Below are 21,536 nucleotides of genomic sequence, written 5' to 3'. Positions count from 1 at the left end.
ATTACTCCTTTATATCGAAAAAGTCTCTAGTAAATTCTATAAGCCTATCTTTTTCAATACCATCCAGTTGTCCCAATTTATCAACAAACTCTGTTATTTCAAAGTCATGCAGACCTTCGAATTGTGGCAAAACATAAAGAATGACAGCCGATGTAAAATCTCCATCTTCTTCGGTGAACTTAGCTAAATCCTCAATAATAGCCGGCCCGATTTGTCTGTAGTCGTTAATATACGCCCAGACCTGAGCGAGAACTTCGGAATAGTTGTAATCATGAATTCCCCATAACGGCAAATAGGAATCAACAAGTTCCTTACTAATATTCTTTGGTACTCCGACAGGAATGAAAGCGAATCGTCTCATAAAAGCGTAACTCATTTCATATAGTGATGCTTTATCAATGGTGTTCATCGATCCAATTAATCGCCAGTCTTCTGGGATAATATATTCATAATCATTAGGAACAACTTGATTCACTCTTTTTTCCGGAACCACCGAGATGTTCTGTCCGCTCTTCCCTTGAAAACTAAGGGTAATCTTATCTCCAGTTAAAGCAGAAAACATTGCACCAAATGCCTTATCGATATCTGCCCGGTTCATTTCATCAATGATTAGCCACTTGTTCAAAGGCTTGTTAGTCTTAGAGTCCTTGAAACAATTCAAGAACAAGCCTTGCTGGAAAGACAGGGTTCCATCGGAATTAGGACGGTTACCACCAATGGTTTCATAAGTCGACCAATCTGAGGTTGCAGTTGTCATTTCATAACCAACATCAAAGCTACGGCAGATTTCTTTCGCCATTTTTGACTTTCCCGTTCCCGGAGGACCAATCAGAATGATGTTCTTACCTTTTGACAGAGCATTCTTAACCTGCTTAAGGATTAACTCTTTATCTTCGAAATGCAGCCCGTTTATCTCAACTTCTCTCGAAAAATCAACGGAAGGAATCTCAACTTGATACTCTTCCGCGACTGGCTCTTCGATAGCAAGAATAGCTTCATATTCCTCTTTCATAAGAGGGAACAGGCTTCCTTGTGCTGCACTTTTCACTGGTGCACTTTCCTGTAGCTCTTCTACATTTATAATTTGCTCCCAAGTAATCGGTGAAATATCTTTTACAAATCTGAAACTGACTCCCTGTACTGGTTCTGAAAAACCAGGCTCTGACTTACTGTGGAGGCCTTTTGTAACCACACCTTCTGCTACTATTTCCCTCCTAGGAGTTGATTCATAGAAAATGATTTTATCACCAGGCGCAGCAACTTCAAAGGATTGAAATAGCCTTCTTTTATTCCCCTTCTCATTGTATGCTGTATAAAATGCCTCACTTCCATCCTTTATATTATCTATCGTCCAAATAGAAGGGTTTGCAGTCATCCAAAAGTATTTAATGCCATTCCCCTCCTCGATTCTAAAATCCTCGCCCGATTCATGAATCTCTTCATCGCCTGGCAGCTGGTTTTCTCTCAAGAACTGTTGATGAACTTCCTGAAATTTCGTCTTTAATTTATGGTATGTAAAATCATTAATATCTTGAAGAGTATCAATAACCCAAGCTGCTTCCCTTTTTGGGTGTTCTGAACCGTAGCCAAGCCCATAACGAATTTTGCCAGCGTCAATACTGAGAAAAAGCTGGGCAGCCTTCTTGTGGCTTTCTTTTGCTTTTGGATAAACAGCCAGCCAGCATTCCGAGCCACCATAATTCTGATTCCAACCAAAGCCATTAAGAGACTTATGCTCGTCGAATTCCACGTCATTGAAACCTTCAATTTTTCGAATGCATTCATGAAGGTTAGCCAGTGAGCTTTGAACTCTCTCTTTGATAGGGTGATAATAGATTTGAAAAAGGATTCGAAAATTATTCCAGACCTGCAGGATATTTGTATCGTATTCTTCATTCACCTGCTGCTTAATCCGTTCCAAATCATCCAAAGTCAATGTTTTCTGTTCTAGCCATTGATCAAGCAACAGAAAACGAATACGGTTAACCTTGATTCCTGTTCTGTAAAAGCTTCTCCTTTCCTCAAGATCCTTCTCATCCATTTCTTTTATCTCATTCAGGAACAGCTGGTCATTTTCCATGAACTCACGGAAGTGAACCGCAATACTATACAAATATTCCGCAGAGACTTCTGCTTTCAAAGCATTATAATGAAACACGCTGAACAACATGTCCTGGACATCTAACATAGTGAAACCATTTCCTTCTTTATGCACATATTCCTGCAAAATCTGGCAAATCTCATAAAAGAAAAAATAGTTTTCACTAATAGTCCCTAGCTTTTTATTGATACCGAAACTCTTTTTTAAGAATTGTAGTACATCTTCTTTGTATAATGGATATTTCTTATAATCATATGCTGCAAGCAAATAACCAAATAAAGGAGCACCAAGCGTTTTATCGTGATCTTTACCTGCACGGTAAAATTTTTCTATTCGTTCCTCCAATGATAGAGATCCATTATATAAATCCATTAGAAGATTAGCAGTAAGACCAGGCTGCTCTTCAGCAAACTTCAGGAGATTATCAATCGAACTCCAATGAGTAAAACTGCCAGCCTGCGGATTCTTGCTTTTTATATACTTGATAACAGAAACAATGTTCTCAGCTGAAATTGACGTTTGCTGTAAATATGTATTCAAATCACCAAGGATATCCCATTTATATTTTTCATCGTACATGGGGTTATCTTGAAATTGTAGATACCGCTTTAATAGAAAATCAAAGTAGTTATCTTTTAATAAAATTCTCTTTAATAAGTTATAGTCCACTACTATCCCTCCCAATGATCTACACTATAACTTAATACTAACTTAGTTAAAATTTAATTAAAAACATAAAGCTAGTTTCCGGATAGATGAACTTTCTCATGAATACCAAATAGAGAAAACCAATCTCCTCAACATTTACCATTATTAGTGATATTCTTTAATTGTATGTTGAATCTTTACATAACAATCTTTCGAAGCGAGGGTTTACAATGTATAAAATCTCTAATTTAAAAGCAGAGAGTATTGAGCCTGTGACATTTTTCGATCTAGGAATGCAAGAAAGTGACATTGAGGAATTGTTGAGGACTAATATTGAGATGATAGCTGATGAGGAAAAATCGATGCTCATTGTTGGCCAACAAGTGAGAAATGTTCACTACGGACGCAGTGACTTAACAGCAATAGATAATAACGGTGACATCGTTTTAATTGAGATAAAAAGAGACAGCAAGGATATTGAAAACCGAAAAGAATCCTTTGAGTTTCAGGCTATTCGCTATGCAGCAAGTTATGCAACCATCAAAGATCCTGAAGACCTGGTAACAAAAATTTACGCTCCCTATATTGAAAAATACCGTCGAGATTTCGATATCGGATCTTTAACCAGCTTCGAATTAGGCAGCAGAAAATTATCAGCCTTCCTTCAAGAACACAATGCCATTAACAGTTTCAATCAAAAACAAAGGATTATCCTGGTCGCTTCTGACTTTGACGAACAAACTCTTTCAGCAGTAGCCTGGTTAAACAGTAATAATGTAGATATCAGCTGCATTAAATTAACCCCTTACAAGATTACTGAAGATATATATTTAAATGTCGAAAAAGTACTGCCACTGAACGATTACGATGATTATTTCGTGAATTTCCTAGAAAAATCATCTCCGTTATCCAAACCGAAAAACACAAACATTTCTAAACGAGCATTACCAAAGATAGACTCCATGCTTGAATGGGGCGTAGTTAAAGCTGGCGATGTAATAAAGGCCAAAGATTTTACTGATGAAGGAGTCCTTTTATCAAATGGCAATATTCTTATAAATGACACAGAACAATCCATGCAAAAATGGTTAAAAGGATTATATGGTTGGTCCAGTATTCAAACGTACGTTTTTGCGATTCATAAGGAAACAGGAAAAAGTCTATCAGAGATCCGCCATGAGTATATGGAAAAAATGGATGCGGATATTACGAACTAAACAGAGTTCTAATTTAAAATGAACTAAATAGATAACCTTCATTCCTAATGCTATTATAAGCGTAGAAAAAAACTTCACGGAGGAACAAATGAAAAAGCTAGTCAAAGTTGTTGCTGCAATTATAGAAAATAACGAAAATGAAATTTTATGTGCACTTAGATCACCGGATATGGCTATCCCAAATATGTGGGAGTTTCCAGGTGGTAAGGTGGAAGAAGGCGAGGATATCTACACTGCTCTTAAAAGGGAAATTGAAGAGGAATTGCATTGCAAAATCGAAACCAATACTGAGGTTTTTAATGATAATACTCATGAATATGATACATTTACCATCAATTTAATTTCCATCAAGAGTAAGATTATTTCAGATACACCAACTGCCAGTGAGCATTCAAAGCTAATTTGGCTAAAACGAGAAAATTTAGAGTCTCTTAAATGGGCTCCGGCAGATCTTCCAGCTGTAAATCAATTAATTCACGAAAAAATAGTCTTCTCAAAGTGAGAAGACTATACTTTTTTCGTGAATTCAGTATATAAATTTGCTGGTATCTCGTGTTCTAGTTCAATTTGAACTGTAATAGGTTTATTCCCTTCAAATTGAACCGAATTTCCTTTGCCAATGTAAATATATGGCTCTGTTTTACCATCTAACTCTCGGTATTTTCTGATGAATAAATGAAGGTTAACACCACGTTTTTTATTGAAAATGATATCTTGTCCTCTATTAGATTCCTGGCTGGTATTATTAACAGACTGCCACTGGAACAAATGTTGGTTGATAAACTTATCCTTGTAATTAATACTCTCTTTAACATCCGCCTCTTTGTGTAAGTCCACAAATAAGAAAAATTCTTTCCCATTGACAAGTAATCCTGATCCTCTGAATGAGCTATGAATTTTCCTGTAATTCGAGAGTAAAGCTGCATCAACCATTTGATATTGTTCGTATAATTTGAAGTGAGGAACCCCATAAAATTCATTTCGGAATTCCTTTTCATATCGAAAGATTCCGTATGAAATTACATCTTCAATATACTTATAATACTCCACGCTCTGCAGTAAAGTCGAAAATAACTCACTCTTAGTTAGCCCTCCATTCCTATATTGGACTAACTTCGGTTTAGACTTTAGATGGCCAGAATCATAGTAATCCTGGTTCAGCGTCTCAAAAGAATGAAGTATTGTATCTATGTCGACATTTTTAACTACTTTTAGAATTTGTTCCTTTGCAGTTTGTAGACTAATTGATTCATGAGTTAATAGATACTTTAGAATCACAAAATCATGAATTCTCTTTATCGGTAGCTTACTTGATAACTCCTTAAGAGTAGCTTCAAAGTTTTCATTAAGAAGCAGCTTTTTCAATTGATCATGCTTCTCAACCTTAGCGACAAACTGTAAATAGGATTTCTCTTTATTAATAAATTTCACTGGATCTGGTGCCCCATCATACTTAAGATAATCCACAAGAAGGAACGGGATACGACCGGAATTTAGCTTCTTGAATTCCTGGTACTCTTCCTTTAAATATTTCATGGAGTTAAAATTTTCTCGATCAATTTGCTCTAGAATTCTTTCTTGGGAGATCTTGTCCATTTGGATATGAGTCGCACCAGGAATATTGGCAAAGCCGGTAGCGATTGCTACCTTCAAACTTTCTTTGTCATAATATCTGCTTCCATTCAATGCTAATGCAATCAGGAAGGTTTTACTGTGGTTTCCAATAAAATCGAGCACCGTTAAAAAGCTTTTATTAGGATTTTTCCTAAGCCCTCTTCCTAATTGCTGGATAAAGACAATTGGGGAGTTTGTGGGTCTTAGCATTAACACTGTATTAACGGACGGAATGTCTACCCCTTCATTAAAGATATCGACACTAAAGATAAACTCAAGGTCATCGTTGGGATCTTCTAATTTATTGATGAACAGCTGCCTTTTTTCTGAAGAATCTCCGCCATGAAGGATAACACTCTTGTAGCCTCTTTTATTAAATTCGGAAGCCATATACTGAGCGTGTTCAATGCTGGCACAGAAACCAAGGGCTTTTCTCTTAACCCCATCGTGGCCGTAAAATTCCATTTTAGCAATAATGAAATCGACCCTTTCATTGACCTTCAATCTCTTCGTAATCTCCGCAATGTCATCAATATCAACATCACTCAAGTCAACACTTTCAATGTCAGTAATACCAAAATAATGGAATGGGATAACCAACTCATCATCAAGCGCTTCATGCAGTCTCACTTCTAAAGCTACATTATTGTCAAAGATGTCAAAGATATTGTGGCTGTCACTTCTTTCAGGTGTTGCCGTCATTCCTAAAGTGAATTTAGGCTCAAAATAATCAAGAATTGTTTGATAGGTTGGACTAGCTGAGTGATGAGCTTCGTCAATGATCATGTAATCAAATTCGTCTTTTGCAAATTCTTGATAACATTTAGAGATCGTCTGAATTGTTGTAAAAACATAGTCTGCGTTTTTTTGTTTGTGGTTCCCTGTTAATAGTCCAAATGAGTAGCCTTCATTAGGTAGTAGCAACTCAAAAGTCTCTTTGGCCTTTTTCAAAATTTCTTCTCGATGCACAATAAATAAGAGTTTACGAGGATTGAAAGATTTCACATCAAATGCAGACATATAGGTTTTTCCTGTGCCGGTTGCTGCAATGACCAGTGCTTTATTCTCTCCATAACTTCGTAACCGTTCTAGATTCTCAGTTGCTCGTCTCTGCATCCGGTTTGGAACTATATATTTTCTATCTTCATATATAATATTTTGAGAAGGATTTGATTTCTTAAATGCCTCTAGAAACTCTTCATAACGCCTAATAAAATCATGATCGGCTTCGACACTCATATCCCATAGATTATTGTACTCTTTTATGACTTCCTTAATAAAATGGGCTTCCTCTTTAGATATTATTTTAACATTCCATTCAATATTACTTTTCAGAGCGCTCTGCGTAATATTGGAGGACCCAATAATTACCTTGAAATGATCTTTATATTCAAAGATGTACGCTTTTGTATGGAAACCAATTTCCTTATCTGTCACAAAAACCTTTAATTCAACATTAGAGAACTCTTTTAACCGTTCCAATGCCTTAGCATCCGTAAAATTTAAATAGGTAGAGGTTATAATCTTTCCTTTAATCCCTTTTTCTTCAGCTTCTTTTATCGGATCAAGCAACAACTGCAATCCACTAAAATTTATAAACGCCACACTAAAATAAAATCTTTCACATTCCTGTATGGATTCTACTAACTCAGTTAATAGATTGCCAGCTTCGGAATTTACGATTAATTCCTTTTCTACTACTTCCACGCTATCACCTTAATCTCTTTCTTATTTACCTATATGTAAAATTGTACTATAAATGGATAAATTCAAGAAGGAGTTTTTGATATGAACTTGGTCAATATAAAACAGCACTCCTAATTAATGAGTGCTGTTCTTAGCTCTTCTTTCAAAATGTACATGTAAACGATATTCTGCAATTTCTCTTGTCCAATAATAAAGAGTTTTTTGATCCTCTTCTAGGACATCGGAGTTTATACTGAACTCTCCATCTGAAAAACTGGTTAACCCATCTGCTCCACGATCCCACATTGTCATAGGCATCGTTTCAATGAGCTTACTAACAGCCTTTTCGTTGTATTCCCAAAGTTTTTTCGATGATTTATCGGAGAAGTCGATTCTCTTTCTATACTCTGTTTCGGTCAAATAATGATGAAAAAATGGTGCTACTTCTTTTGAAGTAATAGGTTTGGACCATTCAGTAATTCCTCGATTGAGCATTGCCAGCAGCAAAACCATTTTATAGCTTTTGGACATGCTCGTTTTTTCTACTTCGACCAACCAATTCTCATACCGCTCAAAGGTAACCCTTTCTTGCTCGCTTAACTCATTGGCCCAATCTAAGAAACCTACATAGGAGTTAAATTCTTGCTTATAATGAGAGGAATCAGAATGCCCCTTTAGATGCAGTTCAAGATATGTAGGTCTTCTGCCGAGATCATGTTTAAGATCGAAGTAGTCATTAAGTAGCTTTTCTTTACGTGGTGATCTCTTCTTAGCCATTTCTTTAAGAAGGTTGACCACCTGTAAATCCAGGTTCAATTCACAATTTGAAGGAACTCTTGGTTCAATCTTCTTGGACTTACCTTCACCTCTTTCGGTATCAAATAAGCTTAACTTAACATCCGCATTACGATAATTTCCAATCAAGTCGATAATCACACAATGGTCCTTACCAGGAGCTAAACGTAGACCACGCCCGATTTGTTGAGTAAATACAGTTAATGATTCTGTCGGCCTCACAAATAGAAGTGTATCTACTGGGGGAATATCCACACCTTCATTGAAAAGATCGACCGTAAAAATGATGTCCAGTTCTCCTGCTTTAAGCATTTTTATGGCATTCGCACGGCCTACTTCTTTTTGTTGAGAATGGAGGCTGACTGTTTTATACCCCTGTTTGTTAAAAAAGCTAGATAAAAAGTTTGCCTGTCTAATTGAAGAACAAAAACCAATTGTTCTTGTCTGTTTTTTGTCTTCCCAGGCTTCTAGAATTTTCGAAGCCATCTCTTCTTTTAACTGTAAGTCAAGTAGTTCTTCTTCATTATAACGTGTTCCTAACCATGTAATTTGAGTATAATCAGTATCATCATAGACTCCATAGTATTTAAATGGAGCAAGCCATTCACGATTAATAGCATCCAGGAAGTCTAACCTGTATGCTACGTTCCCATCACAAATAGCGTATACATCCTTATTGTCATTACGATGAGGAGTTGCCGTAATTCCAAGTAAGAATTTTGGATTAAAATAGTCCAATACTCTCTGATAAGATTCAGCTGCAGCATGATGAAACTCATCCACTATAATTAAGTCAAACTCATAAGGATTGAATCTCTCAATATGTACCTTCACGCTTAAGGTATAAATGGAAGCGAAAATAGCATCTGCTTCGCTATCCTTGTACTTTCCGTTGTATATCCCATACTTTTTGTTAGGCATTATATTCTCGAAAGATTTCCTCGCTTGGTACAAAATCTCTTCCCTATGTGCTATAAATAAGACCTTCTTAAAATCCTTAGCAAAGAACCCGGCGAGATAAGTTTTACCCAAGCCTGTCGCCATTACCACAAGTGCCTTTTGGTATTCTTCTTCCCTAGTCTTATCAAGCTCTTCAAGTGCTTCAATCTGAGCAAACCGTGGCTTTATATCTCCATAAGTTTCACTTATCGGTGGATCATGGATAATTTCAGGCTGGACAGGTAAGTCTTTTTGAGTAGGTAACATCAAATCCAGTTCTTCTGTATCTGACCAAACCTTAGCGATATTGTGGTTTTCTTTATGGTATTGGTCATAAGCTTCTTTATAATCCTTCAACGTTCCATCATTTAACTTAACAGTTTGGTCAGCATAAAATACCTTTAGGAACTCATCAAGAGCATCGTTGAAGACTGCCTCATCATTGCTTACTGAAAGGTTCCATTCAACCCCATTATTAAGTGCAGATTTCGATAGATTCGAAGAACCTATAAACAAGAAATCCTCAGAATCGGACTTAAACAAATAAGCCTTTGGATGAAAAGAAACACCATTGCTCTTCCAAAGACGAATCTCAATATTGTCATCAATAGCTAGTAATTCTGCAAGACCTTCAGGCTGAGTGATATGAAGATAATCCCCAGTACAAACCTTAATATCAGCACCTGCCTTTGCAGCACTTGCCAAAGCATCCTTTAAAAACGCAACACCAGATTTCATTACAAAAGAAGTTAGAATACATATTGTCGACGCCTTTTCAATTTGACGCAACAAATGACTACCCAAGTCATTTGTAATTAACTCAATTTTACTCATCTTCAACCTCAATCAAGAAAATCTTCTCCTTAAAACCACCGCGCTTCTGTGCCTTCAGCTTACGAATTTCTTCTACTTCATCAATAGAAGAACCATGATACTCAGACAGAGCATGGATAATTTCTAATAAATCTGCAAGTTCTTCAACAGCATCTCTCTTGTTATCAGTGTTGACGTATTCATCTAATTCTTCGTAGGCTTTTTTCTTGAGTTGTTCTATGTATTCGATTTCATTTAAAATCCTTGTTGAGTATTTCTTTCCTGTGTTTTCAATTACCTCTGGAATATAATCTCGTACTAATTTATTATAAATTGACATAGAATCTCCTCCGATTTAACTAATTAAATTCACTTAGTATCATTATAGCTTCATAGATAATCTATTAATAGCGATTTATATTTGAAAAAATTAAATTTCAGGTAATGGAAACAGCCCTAAAGTCAAAATTAAATAACCACTTACCAATCACTTTTGTTGACACTCGTGGTCGGGGTCAAAATAACGGTCAAACCCTTTATACTACTGAAACAAGTATATGCCTAGTGTAGAATGTTTCCATACTCCACATGTGTAGAGTGTGAAAACAATAAACATTTTTTTATTAAGATATAGGTTACTGATTCTTTTCCTCACTATATGTTTCCAAATATAAACCTTTTAACGCCTTCCTATCAGCTCTCCTCGCACTACTTTTATCAGTCTCTACTCCAATAACATCCTTATAAGGCGGAATCAAAGACATGGGGACGGTTCTTGCGTCTCACTCGGGAAGCGAAATAGAAACTCAACCTTTGCTTTGGTCACCACTAAAAGAGCCTTTTCAGCAATGGATAAGACTTTCATTTTTTATGCAAGTGAGACACTACTAATGTTGGTTCCATTCGCAATAGGCCAATTCTTCTATTCCTCACTATATGCTTCCAAATATAAATCATTAATGCCTTCCTAGCCGCTCTCCTCGCACTCCGCCTATCCATCCCAGTCCCTATAAAATCCTTAAAAGGTGGCTCTTCCTGGCAAATCGTCACAACGACTTTATAATGATCTGGATACTTAATGATTTCCATCTCAATCTCATCGTTATACTCATTGATGAATTGCGATACTTTTCTGTCAATAAAATCTATTGTCTGCATAGTTACCTCCTGTGGGATAGGGATCTACCGCTTTTTTTTTACATAGCCTTTATTTCTTCTACTTCTTTTGTGGTGCTGATAAGGTAATTTTGGTTTTCTTCTACTTCATTACTCTCCTGACTCAGTCCCAAAAATGTTATGCTGAATGCTGCGGCTAGTTTATACAATGTATGTAGCGTCGGACTAGATACATCTTTCTCTAAATTGCTTATGTACTTTCTGTCCAAATTACTTAATTCTGCTAAATCTTCTTGGCTTAGGAAATGTTTTTTACGTAACGGTTTTAATTTGTGGCCGAATATAATGGTCTGTTTCTCTTTCAAGGCGGTTACCCCTTTTTAAAACCATTAGATACCTAAGGAAAAACGCTGACCACGCACTATAATGGCCATTTGTTTGTCTAGTGCAACATTTATGCTGAATAGCAAAAAAACGACAGCCTATAGATGTCGCTCAGTTATAAAAAATTTCATTTGAGGACAGCTTGGTTGTTCAGCCTGACCCCTTTCTTCTATCCAATTAATAATTGGAAAAATACTCCATTCTCTTCAGCAGCACCCCTCATGTTCTGTACTTCAGCTCAAAATTCCGAGTCTTTAGAAACGTTATACAGCTTGCTAAAATCTATAAAAAAAAATTATAAAACCTTAATTGGTTCTTAATTTTAACTTAAAAAACAAAAGCTAGAATGTGGTGGAACAATAAAAAGGAAAAACAAATATTATTCATAGAGGAAGGATGATATTTCTGTTAATTTCCTATAGGGATTATCAAGGCGGGAACAACAATTTAGTAGTTGTCGAAAGTTATGGAGTGATTACAACAAGTTTAAAGGATAAGCAAATAGCTATTAGAACACATAAAAGAAACAACAAACGATTAAAGACTAAACAGAAATGAATCATAAAAATGAGTAATATTTTTCAAGACCTTATTCAAGGTCTTATTTTATTGGTGAAAAACGGGGTCTATTCGAAGCAAATGAAATTAAATTATGCCTCCGTTCACTTCTTTTTCAATTCCCTGTCCAAAAGTTCTTCCTCTTTTACATCGACTATAAAATAGTCCAGTTCGGGCTGTTCAACTTATTTGGTAACCTAACAACATATCTTCAATTAATGTGATACAAAGCTAAATCATTAATAAAGGCCATCCCCCTGCTGATCAAAGGGCTGGCCTTATCTATGGAATTTATTCTTCTAAAAAATAATCTTCATTCACTACTGTAAATTCATCGATGACTTCTCCGTCTGATGTAACCGTCGTAAAGGTGATTTTGTCTTTATCGACCTTTGCCTGCATGGATACAGCGATGTTCTCCATGTTGACGTATTCAAATTTCTCATCAGCGACTGCGTCGTAGTGTTTTTTGCCAGTTGTTCCGGCTACTACATAAACGGTGCCATTTGAATCTTCCTTGCCGGCCTTCAGTTTTTTCGTCCTGCCGTAGGAATGGTCATGGCCTGAGAAGACGATATCAATTCCCAGCTCATCAACGACTGGAGGCAGTTTTTCCTTCATGATGTCATTTCCGCCAAATGGATTTGTAAAGTATGGCGGCTTATGGGTCACAAGGATTTTCCATGGCTTGTCTGAATTCTTCACATCCTGTTTCAGCCACTCAAGCTGCTGTTCCAGCACTTCTTTCTCGCTCGTGTACCCTAACACGCTGATGTGCATGTTATTGTACTCAACTGAATAGGTCCCGCCTCGATCGATTTCCGGCCCGTTTGCAGGTGAGTTAAAAATCGCTTTGGCCAGACTTCCATCTGCATCACCCATGTATTCATGATTGCCTAAGGTCCCGACGAAATCGGTTGTACGGATTTTATCGTATTGGTTTAGTGAGTTCAATGCGCCATCCCACTGACCGAACTTGCTTGATTCATCAATCAGGTCTCCAACATGAATCATGAATGATAGGTCTTTTTCATTCAGGTCTCCAAGGATTTTATTAAAATCAGTCAGGTCTGAAGGAGACTGGGTATCTCCCAGGACAGCAAACTGGAAGCTTTGCTTTCGTTTCAATGTCGTGAATTCATCAAAATCTGACCAGTTCTTCCCGTCACCTACCCGGTAGATGTAGGCCGTATCCTGCTGCAGTTTTTCTAGCTTCACTTCATTCACTCTGACAATTCCGTTCTTTTTGATATCCTGCTCGCCTGAGAAAACCTGGCTGCTTGATGATCCAGTAATGGTTTCAAGAGCAACTTCACCCTTTCTGTCATAGTCCTGTTTTCTGGCAAATTGAATCAAACTTTCTCCTTCTGCCAATGGACTGGACATCCAGGTCAACGCCTTTTCCTTATAAGGATCCCCTGTTGGAGTCGATAAGATGTTTTTCATTTCATCGATTTCTGCAAGTGCAGGATAGGTTTGTGTATTCCACTTGAACGAATACTTGCCATCCTTGAAAGCGTAAAGGGCAACTTTCTTTACCTCACTTGTCAGTGATTCAACTGCGAGCTTTCCTTCTTGATCTGTCTTCCCTAACAGAACAGGCTCAGTTACACCATCGACTAAAGCATATACTTCAATGCCTTTTCCCACTTGGTTCTGGTCATTTTTGACCGTCAGGCTGAATGGTTTTCCAATCAGGATTGGCTCCCCTTCAATGGCATAGGCCCCTTCCACATTAACGCTCATTGGTTCCATTGAATAGGTAGAAACAAAGTTTTCACCCCGAGGAGTCTGGTAGTTTAGGTCAGCTTCCAAAATCTCATAAGTTAACTTGCTGCCTTCCTTCACAGAAGCAGGAATCCTGATTTTAATGGATGCCGCATCTGCATCGGCAGCTAGTTCTCCGCTCTTGACGATGTTCATGGTCAGCAATCCAGTCTCTTTTTCATAACTGAATGTGCTTGTCTTGAATGCTTCAGCAAACTGGACATCTTCTACCGGGAAGTTCTTATCAACCTGGAGCTTAATAGCAGTCCCGGTGATCTCATTGGAAATCGTTGCCTTGACAGCGAGCTCAACCACATCTCCAAGAAGGGCTTTTTCTTGCTTCTTCAACAAATCGATTTTTGCTGAACCAGTATCAACGGTAAAATAGACTGTCTTAATTGCCTGGTTGCCGAATTGGTCAGGTACCATCAGCGTGACTTTGTGCGTTCCGTCAGCCCAGTTCAGTCCGCTTAAGGATATGCTTCCGTCCATATCATAAGAGAAATGGCCCTCTGTGCCGGCATAATTCTTGCCGTCGACAAATACATTGATTTTTTCCCAGTCAATTCCCGTTTTAAATGGATCATCTTCATACTCATTGACTTCTGCTTTCAAGTTCACTGCACTGGTCGTAAAATTGTTGCCTTCCACGTTAATGGATTGAATCTCCGGTGGATACAAATCATCCATTTTTTCACCGTAGACGGCACGGATGTTATCAACATAGATGGAGCCCTTTGTCATCGGGCCAGAAATCCCCGATTTTGTGGACATCAAGCGGATTGTCTGTGTCCCTGAAAGTTTGAATGGACCAGTAAAAGAATCCGGGATTTCCGCCTCAACGTATTTCCAGCCTATCCAGTCGATGCCTGGCTTCTCCCCGGTAAAATTGAGGGCCTGGCTTTTGTTATTTCCGTCTACGATGAGCATGCGCAGCCAGTAGCCTTGAGCTTCAGGCGTCCCATAAACCCACATTCCGATTCCTGTAGGATTATCATTGATTGTGGTATTCAAACCCGGGCCTGCATAAACGCCAAGTGTCGTCCCAACCGGTGAATTGGTAAAATCAAAGTCCAGCTTTAATGACTGATTGCCGAACCGTACTGGGGAAGGATATTTCGAAAGGCTGACAACCCCTTTTTCTCCGCGGTTGGCAGTGGCCGTCCTCCAGCTACCAAGGTCTTTTTCGAAATCGAATACCACTTCAGGAAGCTTCCCGACTGAAACCTTCATTTCTGCAGAGAGATCAGTCCCTTTTAGTCGGGCTGTTACCATCCCGGTTACATTCTGCTCTCCTGTTTGCAGCACGCCCGCTTCATTGATGGTTCCCATTCCTACCGGTATCTCAAATTCAATATCGTTTAAGTTCCAATCTACTTCCCGCTTTTGAAACTTTGTGATGAGTCCAAGATTCACTTCACTGTTTCTAGCTGCGGTCAGTTCAGCAGCTGAAAAAGCCATATCATCCGGCTGGGCAATCTCGATGATACTTTTGCCTACTTCTCTTCCTTCATGCTTTAAAACAACATGAAACTGGCCTGTTTTTCCATTAGAAACAAATGTGCCATTCTCAAGGATTGTACCGAATGAAGGGTCGGACAGCTCCCAGGTTATTCCCGTTTCAGGCAATGAAGCCGAAGCCAATGACTTGTCCCTGCCTTTTGCCGAGAAGGCTATCGTTGATCCAGGCGTGAACGACTGGTCATACGGATGAATATAAGCTGAATCGAAAACATGATCAGAAGGAGTATTGGAAACGATCAGCCACGAGTTGGCGACGCTTCTTTCTGCCCGGTCAGATGGCTTATTGTCAACCTCCAGCTGGTCTCCCCCTAATTCACGTGTTGTGAAGGTTGATGACCCGCCGCCATCAAGGTTAAGGGCACTCACCGCTCCAAGGTCAATCATCATTTGAGCCAGGTCGGGCATTGAAATCCCGGCCGAATAAGGCTCCTGCCTTCCATCTACAACGACAAAGAACACATCTCCATCCTGTTTGATTCCGACAGCTGTCCGCGGCTCTTTATCCGCACCTGTTTGAGGAGTCTGATAGACTTGGCCGTTTTTTACTAGAATTGCATTCCCGCCTAAAGCTTCTTTAATTTGGTCCTTCATTCCTTCAAATTCACCTGGAGTACCAATCACAGCCTCGCCTGATTTTTTAATCGCAAAGAATTCCTGAGATGACAGTGACGTGCCCTTAATGGCCTGTCCATCCTTATACACATAGCCAGATGGTTCTCCTGTTGCCATATTGTAAAAGTCAGCATTCACTGCAGCGACCACGGTATGGTTTTCACCGTTTGCAGCTTCCGCCTGCTTCCTGACCGGCTGCAAACCGAATGCAGTGCCATCATTAGGTGTACCCGCCTCAATGGCAACAGATGGGTCCTGCATGTCTACCTCAACAACAAAACTCTCAAGCTTTTTCCCTTCCTTGTTTTCAAAGCTGTAATGCTTTTCCGTGACTCCAGAGGCCAGATCGGCATTGTACTGATTGATCGGCGTCTGGATGACCGGCGAGTTTAATTCGAAGGTTCCCAGAGCTGACATTGATGATGGAGAAATCAACGTGCTCGCCATTACCGCAGAAACCAGAGTGGCTTTGAATCCCTTTTCCCATTTCTTCTTCATCGTTCTCCCCCTCTTAAGGTTGATTCAATTGCTATGTAATGCTCCTCTTTCCTTCTCCATCATATTTCGCCTCTATTAATCTAGTATTAATTAAATATTAAGTTATTTACATAAATGGAAAAGGGAGGAAAGACCTATTGGGAGTTGGGAAATAAGTCGATGAGGAACGATTAGAAAGGCTCAGAGATTGTGGTGGTAACTCATATTCAATGCTCACTTAAATTCACTGAAACTATAACATCAATAAAATGGTATTATTGGTATATATTCCATTTTGAAAGGTGATTCCATGACTATAAAATATCAACATATTATTTCTACTCAAGATGAATTTGAAGAATTTCGTTCCACTATCGGAAATCCTAGCCCACGTGCAGCCAATAAAGTCATCTCAATTGTGGATGAACATTGCAGGAACTTCATTTCGAAATCCCCATTTTTATCTTTGGCCACTTCGCATATAAACGGTCAGTGTGATGTGTCACCACGTGGGGATGCTCCCGGGTTTGTAGCCGTCCTTGATGAGAAGCATTTGTTCATTCCTGAACGGCCAGGAAACCGACGAATGGATTCTGTACATAATATTATGACTAATCCTAATATTGGCCTGCTGTTTCTCATCCCTGGATTAGGTGAAACATTAAGAATTAATGGTAAAGCCTATATTAGTCGTGATCCTGAACTGCTCGAGAAAAGTGCTGTAAATGGAAAAACTCCATTGTTTGGAATTTTAGTAGAAGTTGAAGAATGTTATGCACATTGTGCAAAAGCACTTATCAGATCAGAATTATGGAAGCCTGATTCATGGCTGGACAAAGAGGTTCTTCCCTCCGTTCCCAGCATGTTAGTCGCTCACTCAAAGATACCGAATGTTTCTGCTGAACAAGTGGCAAAGGAATTAAATGAAGGTTATACAAAAAGGCTTTATTGACAGCAACTTTTTTAATGGTGAAAAAATGAGTAAACGTATTTATGTGGTTCGCATATTAACGGGATAGATTTTAAAGGTGATCAAGATAGCTGTGTTATTCATTAATCGATATTCATTTTCTGTGGTTACATAAAAAGGCTGAACCAGCATCTTATCTGGTTCAGCCTTTTTTTCTCGATACCGCTTTCAATTAGCCGATCGTTCAGCATTGTGGTTGCTTTCATTTCATTTCGATCCACACTTCATATCCCCCATGCCACAAAATGAGAGTTTGCAGGCTAGGCGGCAAATCAATATTAGTAAGAAGTTTATTTCGCCACTAAACTTTTCAACACAAGATTCAAATTTTGTGGGCGTTCTGCCAGTCTTCTCATAAAATATCCGTACCAGTCATGCCCATATGGTACGTAGGTGCAGAACGAATATCCTTCTTCTACTAGTTCTAGCTGCATATCTGTTCGGAAACCATATAGCATTTGGAATTCAAACTTATCTTTCGGAATATCATTCTCCATCACAAATTTTTTAACTTCATTAATAATGTTGTGGTCATGTGTTGCGATCGATGTGAAACCTGGATGCATCAGTCGCTTTTTAATCAGTTTCAAGTAATTCGCATCAATTTCTTCCTTTTTTTGCAGAGAGACTTGTTCATTTTCCTTATATGCGCCTTTTACGAGTCGCAGCCGCATATGCTTTAGATTTTCAATATCATTTTCTGACCTGTAGAGATAGGCTTGAATGACTGTGCCGATATTATCGTATTCAACTTGCAGCTGTTTTAATATATCAAACGTCATTTGGAGATGACTGTAATCTTCCATATCTATATTTACAAATATTGCGTATTCTTTTGCTGCTTTCATTATATCCCGCATATTTTTCAAGCAAAATTCTTGATCAACATCTAATCCCAGTTGTGTTAATTTAATTGATAAATGTGCGTCTACACCTGATTGTTTAATGGCTTGCAATGTTCTTAGGACATTCTCTTTGGCTTCTATTGCTTCATGCTCATGAGTAACAAATTCACCTAGATGGTCTACTGTTGCACTAATACCATGAGAGTTTAGATTCTTCACTGATTGTATCATTCCATCTGTGTCAATTCCTGCTACAACTTTCCCCGCCCCGAGTTTAAATCCCCATTTTTTTGCACTAGCATTTAGTAACTGATTTTTTGACAACGCCATGAAAAAATCTCTCGCTATAGCCACTGCACATTTTCCTTTCTGTTTTATATTAGGAAAGCTTTCTTATAAGTTAGATACCCTTTTCACTTGTACAATAACTTATTAATTTTTAAGCAAAATGACTGCAGCAATAAAAAAGACAAGCCCTTTATTGATCACAAGGCTTGTCTGTTCTATTTTCCACCCAAAACATGATCAATTGATCTGGATTCGTCTTCCGTGCACATATAGCATAACGATCAGGTTCTGTGAGAACCCTACTCTCTGCCATTGATTATGCTTCTCTCTTTTTAATATCCAATCTATCTATCTGTACTTTTTTAAAACTTTTTTTGCAAGCTTTTACTCCATTCCTTTTTCATGATAATTACGATATCGACTCTGACCTGGTCCATTTATTTCTCTGACCTTTACTCTCCAAATCATATGATCAAAATCTTCACCCCAGTAATCCTCTAATAAGATTTCTGGTTCTCCAAATTTCTTTTTCCAGATTGATTGGGCCCTTTTATACCCACTATCCAACCAAAATTCTTTTATCCCTCTTTGATGTAAGGTGTCATACATTGCCTTCAAGAGTAAATTACCTACTCCATTCCTTTGGTAATCAGGATGAACAAATACTGTACCTACCTCAACAAGAACTTCATTGTTTATGCAATTTCTTATGATTTCATTTGCTAGGCCAAATTCAATAGAGCCAATGATTTTGTCACCATAGAAGGCAATTAGAAAATACCGGCTCTTACCATTGCTATCAAAATCACTTTCTAAGTATCTTCTTTTTGCTTCTATTTCTTCTTTAATATCATCCAATTGGTCCCCAATACCTTCTTTAATAAACGTATCGGTGATCACTGTTCTAAAAAATTCATTTAACAGTTCTTTATCCTCAGGTTTCGGCCTTCTAACCTCGACAGTAAGCATGCAAAGACCTCCGCTTTTATCGATATTTTTCTAGCTTCAAGGCAGCAAACTCAAAACCGCAAAAAAGTGCATAATCGAGCCAGCTAATACAAATACATGCCAAATTGCATGGTGGTAATGGAATCCGCGCCAGACGTAAAAGATGGCTCCTACTGTATACAAGACTCCTCCGATCACCAGGAATAATAGTCCTTGTGATGATACATTCTGTGTCAGTGGTCCCCAGGCAAAGACGATCAGCCAGCCCATGACGACATATAACACGGTGGATGTATGCAGGAAGCGTTTGACGAATAAGGATTTGAATACTGTTCCTGCGATGGAAAGGCCCCATACGATTCCGAACAGTGTCCAGCCTAATGCTCCTTTTACAGCGATGAACAGGAATGGTGTATAGGTGCCGGCAATGAAGAAATAGATGGATGAGTGGTCCATGATTTCAAAGAAGTCCTTTGCTTTGCCAGGCGGAAAGCTGTGGACAAGAGTGGATGATGTATATAACAGAACCATGGTCGCGCCAAATAAGGTGAAACTCACGACATGCCATGCTGTTCCGTACAGGGAAGCAAACACAATCAGGATAACAAGGGCAGCAATGCTTAATAATCCACCGATGCCATGGATAATTGCATTCGCGATTTCCTCTCTCTTCGTAAAATTATGTACATTGGCCATACTGTTGACTCCTTTGCTCTATATAACAAATCTGTTTCTATTATATTAGACCATTAGTATATCACCTATGACTTTGATTGGTGAAAGGATATGGGTCAGCTTTATTTGGATAGCTCTTAACACGAAAAAGCAGAGATACCCCTTCACCTTCTTCTCCCTCTCCATACACCCAACTGAAAAACAATCCCTGTATAGGTAACGAAAATCGATGTGGCAATGATGATTTGCTGATGAGTAGACCAGATATGCAGAATGGTTTTTTGAAGATTGTCTGTAAGGTGCAGATAGTAGATATACACCAATAAAAAGGAAAGAAATAATAAGAAGACAAACCGAAGCATACGGAAAAAAGAGCTTTCTTCGAAAAAGATTCTAGGTGTTTTACTTCCCTTGTTGGAAAGCACTGTCTTAGCCATCAACCACACCCCCAAATACATATGCTTTAATATTCTTTCCTAACAGGCCAATTTCCTTTGATTTCTTTAATAAAAACAAATCTGTACCAGCTAATTCTTCGTACTATAATGAAGAAAACAATTTTAAGGGAGTTTGTATCTTGAGTAAACATAAAATCTATACTATGAGTTTCGCAAGTGTCTATCCACATTACGTCAATAAGGCGGAAAGAAAAGGACGTACGAGATCAGAAGTCGATGAAATCATCACTTGGCTGACAGGGTATAACCAGGAAGAGTTAGAAGCAATACTGGAAAAACAGACAGACTTTGAGACCTTCTTTGCAGAAGCTCCTCAAATGAATCCATCGAGGGACTTGATCAAAGGCGTAATCTGCGGAGTCCGAGTCGAAAACATCGAAGAACCGACCATGAGGGAAATTCGCTACCTGGACAAGCTGATCGATGAGCTTGCAAAGGGAAAAGCTATGGTAAAGATTTTGCGGAAATAAAAAGAAATTCAAGAACACACCGACTATTAAAAAAGGTCGGTGTGTTTTTTTTGCCTATATTGAACATAAACCGCCTAGCGAAAACCACATACTTTTCTAGTTCCAGAAAATAATAACCCTATGAGGTGATATTATGTTAATTCCTAAAATGTTGATTTCCCTAAGCCTTTTTTGCAACTTAGGGATTATAACGGCTAACAGCCAAATTACTGTACCTCCGCCAAAAGTGATAAAAAGTATTCATACAAACATTCCCGAAACGAACAATTGGGTTACTGTACCAAAAGGTACTGAAGAATTAACAATTTATGTAGAAGCCGAAAACACAGAAACTGTTCTATTTTGGCTTATACCAACTGGTACTGAGACATGGTGGGAAAGAACTCTTATTGGATATGCAATAAATACAGAAAAAGAAAAAACTTTTAATAGTCCACAGACATTTTCGTTAACATGGAAAATTGACAAGCCTTTTCTTCACGACCATATAGAAGCTCAGCTTATAGGGATGAATGAAGTTACTGATGGTGGAAGCATTAACATTACCATGGAGAGAAAAGAATGATCTATAACCTTCTCTTTCGACTTTAACTATACGGAGCAAACCTGCTTATTGAGGATACGCACCCTT

Annotated in this window: 16 protein-coding genes; 5 read left to right on the top strand and 11 right to left on the bottom strand. The window is 38.3% G+C overall.

The features are described 5' to 3' along the window. Position 1 precedes the first annotated feature (1 nt). Positions 2-2,770: an AAA family ATPase gene (locus tag J7E35_RS23795; RefSeq protein WP_214782948.1), complete on the bottom strand. Its 2,769-nt coding sequence runs from the start codon at positions 2,768-2,770 to the stop codon at positions 2-4. A gap of 209 nt (positions 2,771-2,979) precedes the next feature. On the opposite strand from J7E35_RS23795, the gene J7E35_RS19780 reads away from it, so the two are divergent. Together J7E35_RS19780 and J7E35_RS19775 are read left to right on the top strand one after the other, a co-directional pair. Beyond that, positions 2,980-3,966, top strand: a complete 987-nt coding sequence (locus tag J7E35_RS19780) for a hypothetical protein (protein ID WP_214782944.1) — start codon at positions 2,980-2,982, stop codon at positions 3,964-3,966. Between the two features lie 88 nt (positions 3,967-4,054). Continuing rightward, on the top strand, positions 4,055-4,468 hold the full coding sequence (locus J7E35_RS19775) for a (deoxy)nucleoside triphosphate pyrophosphohydrolase (RefSeq protein WP_214782941.1): 414 nt from the start codon (positions 4,055-4,057) through the stop codon (positions 4,466-4,468). Between the two features lie 5 nt (positions 4,469-4,473). Here J7E35_RS19775 and J7E35_RS23790 read toward each other — a convergent pair whose 3' ends face one another. The 6 genes from J7E35_RS23790 to J7E35_RS19745 all read right to left on the bottom strand — a co-directional run bounded on the left by J7E35_RS23790 (position 4,474) and on the right by J7E35_RS19745 (position 16,272). Beyond that, entirely contained in the window at positions 4,474-7,287 is a 2,814-nt protein-coding gene (locus J7E35_RS23790; protein ID WP_214782938.1) for a DEAD/DEAH box helicase, read from the bottom strand. A gap of 114 nt (positions 7,288-7,401) precedes the next feature. Next, positions 7,402-9,834 carry a DEAD/DEAH box helicase family protein gene (locus tag J7E35_RS19765; protein ID WP_214782935.1) on the bottom strand — a complete coding sequence of 811 codons (2,433 nt, stop codon included), beginning with the start codon at positions 9,832-9,834 and terminating at the stop codon, positions 7,402-7,404. Beyond that, positions 9,827-10,153: a nucleoside triphosphate pyrophosphohydrolase gene (locus J7E35_RS19760; protein WP_214782933.1), complete on the bottom strand. Its 327-nt coding sequence runs from the start codon at positions 10,151-10,153 to the stop codon at positions 9,827-9,829. Before J7E35_RS19760 ends, J7E35_RS19765 begins: the two co-directional genes overlap by 8 nt. A gap of 521 nt (positions 10,154-10,674) precedes the next feature. Then, complete coding sequence (locus tag J7E35_RS19755; protein ID WP_214782930.1) at positions 10,675-10,971, bottom strand: hypothetical protein; 297 nt, start codon at positions 10,969-10,971, stop codon at positions 10,675-10,677. A gap of 38 nt (positions 10,972-11,009) precedes the next feature. Further along, positions 11,010-11,294, bottom strand: a complete 285-nt coding sequence (locus tag J7E35_RS19750; protein WP_214782927.1) for a helix-turn-helix domain-containing protein — start codon at positions 11,292-11,294, stop codon at positions 11,010-11,012. Positions 11,295-12,162: 868 nt separating this feature from the next. Then, positions 12,163-16,272 carry a phosphodiester glycosidase family protein gene (locus J7E35_RS19745; RefSeq protein ID WP_214782924.1) on the bottom strand — a complete coding sequence of 1,370 codons (4,110 nt, stop codon included), beginning with the start codon at positions 16,270-16,272 and terminating at the stop codon, positions 12,163-12,165. A gap of 289 nt (positions 16,273-16,561) precedes the next feature. On the opposite strand from J7E35_RS19745, the gene J7E35_RS19740 reads away from it, so the two are divergent. Then, complete coding sequence (locus tag J7E35_RS19740; RefSeq protein ID WP_214782921.1) at positions 16,562-17,203, top strand: pyridoxamine 5'-phosphate oxidase family protein; 642 nt, start codon at positions 16,562-16,564, stop codon at positions 17,201-17,203. 308 nt (positions 17,204-17,511) lie between these two features. Here J7E35_RS19740 and J7E35_RS19735 read toward each other — a convergent pair whose 3' ends face one another. The 4 genes from J7E35_RS19735 to J7E35_RS19720 form a co-directional block, all read right to left on the bottom strand. After that, on the bottom strand, positions 17,512-18,420 hold the full coding sequence (locus J7E35_RS19735; RefSeq protein WP_353050383.1) for a proline dehydrogenase family protein: 909 nt from the start codon (positions 18,418-18,420) through the stop codon (positions 17,512-17,514). A gap of 318 nt (positions 18,421-18,738) precedes the next feature. Next, positions 18,739-19,323, bottom strand: a complete 585-nt coding sequence (locus tag J7E35_RS19730; protein WP_214782918.1) for a GNAT family N-acetyltransferase — start codon at positions 19,321-19,323, stop codon at positions 18,739-18,741. 36 nt (positions 19,324-19,359) lie between these two features. Then, a complete protein-coding gene (gene trhA, locus J7E35_RS19725; protein WP_214782914.1) occupies positions 19,360-19,998 on the bottom strand; it encodes a PAQR family membrane homeostasis protein TrhA in 639 nt (212 codons plus the stop codon). 143 nt (positions 19,999-20,141) lie between these two features. Further along, a complete protein-coding gene (locus J7E35_RS19720) occupies positions 20,142-20,414 on the bottom strand; it encodes a hypothetical protein (RefSeq protein WP_214782911.1) in 273 nt (90 codons plus the stop codon). Positions 20,415-20,554: 140 nt separating this feature from the next. On the opposite strand from J7E35_RS19720, the gene J7E35_RS19715 reads away from it, so the two are divergent. Together J7E35_RS19715 and J7E35_RS19710 are read left to right on the top strand one after the other, a co-directional pair. After that, on the top strand, positions 20,555-20,905 hold the full coding sequence (locus J7E35_RS19715) for a DUF2200 domain-containing protein (RefSeq protein WP_214782908.1): 351 nt from the start codon (positions 20,555-20,557) through the stop codon (positions 20,903-20,905). Positions 20,906-21,038: 133 nt separating this feature from the next. Beyond that, positions 21,039-21,470 (top strand): hypothetical protein, encoded by a 432-nt coding sequence (locus J7E35_RS19710; RefSeq protein WP_251041105.1) that lies wholly within the window; start codon positions 21,039-21,041, stop codon positions 21,468-21,470. Positions 21,471-21,536 lie beyond the last annotated feature (66 nt).

The sequence above is a fragment of the Bacillus sp. ISL-45 genome (assembly GCF_018613195.1).
Classification (GTDB): domain Bacteria; phylum Bacillota; class Bacilli; order Bacillales; family Cytobacillaceae; genus Mesobacillus.
This window is presented reverse-complemented; position numbering and strand designations above follow the sequence as displayed.

Coding starts and splice junctions, on each gene's coding strand:
- J7E35_RS19755 (WP_214782930.1), bottom strand. CDS start 10,971: ATGCAGACAATAGATTTTATTGACAGAAAAGTATCGCAATTCATCAAT.
- J7E35_RS19760 (WP_214782933.1), bottom strand. CDS start 10,153: ATGTCAATTTATAATAAATTAGTACGAGATTATATTCCAGAGGTAATT.
- J7E35_RS19745 (WP_214782924.1), bottom strand. CDS start 16,272: ATGAAGAAGAAATGGGAAAAGGGATTCAAAGCCACTCTGGTTTCTGCG.
- J7E35_RS19775 (WP_214782941.1), top strand. CDS start 4,055: ATGAAAAAGCTAGTCAAAGTTGTTGCTGCAATTATAGAAAATAACGAA.
- J7E35_RS19780 (WP_214782944.1), top strand. CDS start 2,980: ATGTATAAAATCTCTAATTTAAAAGCAGAGAGTATTGAGCCTGTGACA.
- J7E35_RS19720 (WP_214782911.1), bottom strand. CDS start 20,414: ATGGCTAAGACAGTGCTTTCCAACAAGGGAAGTAAAACACCTAGAATC.
- J7E35_RS19730 (WP_214782918.1), bottom strand. CDS start 19,323: ATGCTTACTGTCGAGGTTAGAAGGCCGAAACCTGAGGATAAAGAACTG.
- trhA (WP_214782914.1), bottom strand. CDS start 19,998: ATGGCCAATGTACATAATTTTACGAAGAGAGAGGAAATCGCGAATGCA.
- J7E35_RS19765 (WP_214782935.1), bottom strand. CDS start 9,834: ATGAGTAAAATTGAGTTAATTACAAATGACTTGGGTAGTCATTTGTTG.
- J7E35_RS19740 (WP_214782921.1), top strand. CDS start 16,562: ATGACTATAAAATATCAACATATTATTTCTACTCAAGATGAATTTGAA.
- J7E35_RS19710 (WP_251041105.1), top strand. CDS start 21,039: ATGTTAATTCCTAAAATGTTGATTTCCCTAAGCCTTTTTTGCAACTTA.